General features: G+C 67.6%; 4 protein-coding genes. 2 read left to right on the top strand and 2 right to left on the bottom strand.

Translation table 11 applies throughout. The annotated features are described in order from the left end of the window. On the bottom strand, nt 1-618 hold a 618-nt coding region (gene purQ / locus MJ783_RS09335; RefSeq protein ID WP_239309986.1), incomplete at its 3' end, for a phosphoribosylformylglycinamidine synthase subunit PurQ. 119 nt (nt 619-737) lie between these two features. Further along, on the bottom strand, nt 738-1,214 hold the full coding sequence (locus tag MJ783_RS09330; RefSeq protein ID WP_239309985.1) for an ATP-binding protein: 477 nt from the start codon (nt 1,212-1,214) through the stop codon (nt 738-740). A gap of 439 nt (nt 1,215-1,653) precedes the next feature. Here MJ783_RS09330 and MJ783_RS09325 point away from each other — a divergent pair, with 439 nt between their 5' ends. Both MJ783_RS09325 and MJ783_RS09320 read left to right on the top strand, forming a co-directional pair. After that, nucleotides 1,654-2,652 (top strand): DUF5926 family protein, encoded by a 999-nt coding sequence (locus MJ783_RS09325; RefSeq protein ID WP_239310001.1) that lies wholly within the window; start codon nt 1,654-1,656, stop codon nt 2,650-2,652. A gap of 1 nt (nt 2,653) precedes the next feature. Next, nucleotides 2,654-3,072: FAD-dependent oxidoreductase (locus MJ783_RS09320; protein WP_239309984.1), on the top strand; the 419-nt coding region annotated here is incomplete at its 3' end.

The raw sequence follows: 3,072 nt of genomic DNA, 5'->3' as shown, positions 1-3,072 counted from the left end.
CCCGACAACCGTGCCGCCGGCATTGCAGACGCCGGCTATGTCGGCGACCGATCCGTTCGGGTTCCCGCCGAGGTAGCGGGCAACAACCAGGCCGTCATACTCGAGCTGGGCGAGTGTTGCCGGGCGCACGATATAGCGGCCCTCACCGTGTTTTACGGGGATGATCACATCGGCGCCGGGCGTGTATTCCGAGGTCCACGCGGTCGACGTGTTTTCCATCCGCAGCCGCTGGTCCCGGCAGACGAAATGCAGGCCGACGTTGCGGGAGAGCGCCCCGGGCAGCAGCCCGGCCTCACACAGCACCTGAAATCCGTTGCAGATACCGAGGACGGGCAGCCCGTCGCGGGCCGCGTCCACGACCGCGCCGACCATGGGGGAAAAACGAGCAATCGCCCCGGCGCGAAGATAGTCGCCATAGGAGAATCCGCCGGGCAGCACCACCGCGTCCACCCCGCTCAGCTCGGTGTCACCATGCCAGAGCGCAACAGCCTCGCCACCGCCGAGCTGGATGGCGTGCGCGGCGTCCCGGTCATCCAGGGAGCCCGGAAAGGTCACCACACCAATTCTTCGCGTCACCGGTGACGCTCCGCCGGCTGTTCCGCGCTGGCCGCTGCTCATGCGGGCAGCTTACGGCGTGTTTCGGAAGTCGTCATTCGATCAGGGAGCGGCGTCCGGGTGGGTGGATCGCGAGGCTGCGGGCGCCGGGTCTCCAGTAGCGACGAGGGGCGGCCGTGCGTTCAGGAGCCGCAGCGGGCGGGGGCGCGTTCCAGCCGGCTGGCGGGCGAACTCTCGTCCCATTGCAGTAGTTTTTCCAGATGCACCCGGATGCCGGGGTGCGGGCCATCCACAATATCGAACTGGACATTGTCCATAAGTGCGTACATGACGTAGATGCCACGGCCGTCTTCGCAGATCGCGTCATTGGCGGACGCCTCAAGAATCATAGTGTCTATCTGGAAGACGTCGAAGCCGCCGCCGTTATCCAGTACTTCGATGGCGGCCACCTGGTTGTCGACGTTGACCGAGACCTCGTACCAATCGAGCCCTTGGGCATGTTTTAGCACGTTGGCGCATGCCTCGGTGAGCGCGAGTTCCACATCGTCCACACACTCCTGGTGCGCGCCGAGAACCTTCAGCGACTGCGTGCACATCCGGCGGACAACAGGAATGGAGATCTCGTCCCGGGGGAGCGACAGCGAAAATCTGATCTCCATGTTCGAACTCCTACCCCGGTGAGTGACGGCTAACCGGCTCTGGTTTCCTGGCGGCCGAAGGGTTTTCGATCATGATTTTCTCGCCTGCTCGCCTGCTTCAGGGGCCGCACGAGATCCTGGACTCGCCGTGACCGAGGAGCCGATGATGCGTGTTCCGGTGATTCCGGCCCGCCCGCCAGACCCGTTGCCGGTGGGCGGGCGATGGTCCGCGTCCCCTCCCGTGCCGCGGCGTGGCAGATCCAGTACGAACTGGACGGTGACATGGACGGGTTGATGGGACGCGCTGGCCGCAGGTATTAGCCTGGCGCTGCCAGCATCTGTGAAGCCGATCCGTCAAGCCGAGGAGCACCCGATCACCCGCAGACAGACCGCCCGCCGTCCCGTGCCGTCTTTCGCCGGATCCGGCTCGTCCGGGCCTGGCGTGTCCAACGAGGCTGACCTGGCCGTACCCGGGACACCGCGGGGCGTTTCCAGGGCCGGTGAGGCAGAATTCCCCGTTGTCGGGCCGCGGTCACCGTGTCCCTGTGGGTCGGGGCGCCGTTACAAAGCATGTCACGGGGTACGGCGGCGGCCCGCGCCCGTCCTGCGGCCTTTTGCCGGCCGGGCTGATGAGCCTGATCTGGTGGCTCTGCGTGAGTTGGTGCCCAGCGCGACCGCTCCACTCAAGCTCTCCGCCGGTTACCTCGCGGACCATCCCGAACACGCCGACCGCTCGATCCTGCTCGGCACGATGCTGCCGCAGGCGGTTCCCGCCATCGTCCGGGAGAACGGCGAGATTCTCCTGGCGATGCAGACGGGCGTGCCCAGCGACGACGCGGGCGCGGACATCGCGCGGGCGCTGCTCGCGGCACTCGCCGCGCAGCCCGCGGGTCCGGTCGTCCCACCGCGGGCGCCAGCGGGCGGTGCCCGCGCGGATGACACCCAGCCCGGCCCGGCACTGCTGGACATCCTTGATCCAGCCCCGCTGGACATTACGGTCCACGCCGGGTTCACCTGGTGGATCCCAGCGTCGGAGGACGGCAGTGGCCCTGCTCCGGAAGTTGTTGCCGCACTCGAGCGGGCAAACGCGGCTGTCGTCCCGACCGCCCGCTTGGCCTCGGTTGACGCGGCTTACTGGTGCCGTCCGGGGGAACGGGCACACCTGCGGTGGGTTCAGGCCTATGCGGAGGAGCCCCTGTTGGATGCTCTCGCGCGGCTGGCCACGGCAGGTTGTCTCACGGTTGGTGACGGGTCCCGTTTTGTCGGATCGTTCCGGGCCGACGGTCTGGTCGTGCCGGTATGGGACCTTGCCCCGGGCGCTGATGCGGACAGTTGTGAGGAACCAGCCAGCGAGCTGCGGGTCCGGTTGGAACATGCGGTTGCCGACCGGACCCCGCTGGATCCGTCGCAACGCCGGATGCGCGCCGGCGTCGTGGGCCGGACTCTCACGCTACGTTAATATGCCAGTCGATATTCCTGATCGGTCGGGTACTCCAGGCGAGATGTTCGACGTGATAGTGATCGGTGCCGGTCCGGCGGGAGCCAGCGCCGCCCGTGCGGCGGCCAGGGCCGGCGCCACCGTCTGTCTGCTTGAGCGGGCTGAGCTTCCCCGGTACAAGACCTGTGGCGGCGGTTTGGTCGGCCTGTCGGCCGATCATGCCGGTGTCGATCTGTCGAACCTGGTCCGTGCGAGCATTGACCAGCTCACGGTCACTCTCAACGGCCGGCTGGCACGGACCAGGCGGCGGCCGGGCCGGCCGATGCTGTCCATGGTGATGCGTTCGGAGTTCGACCGGGCGCTGGCGGACTCGGCCTGTGCCGCCGGGGCGAGCCTGCGGACGGGTGTCCACGTCACCGGCCTGCGTGAAGTCACCGGACT

This window comes from Protofrankia sp. Cj3, assembly GCF_917627355.1.
Lineage (GTDB): Bacteria > Actinomycetota > Actinomycetes > Frankiales > Frankiaceae > Protofrankia.
This window is presented reverse-complemented; position numbering and strand designations above follow the sequence as displayed.

Coding starts and splice junctions, on each gene's coding strand:
- MJ783_RS09330 (WP_239309985.1), bottom strand. CDS start 1,214: ATGGAGATCAGATTTTCGCTGTCGCTCCCCCGGGACGAGATCTCCATT.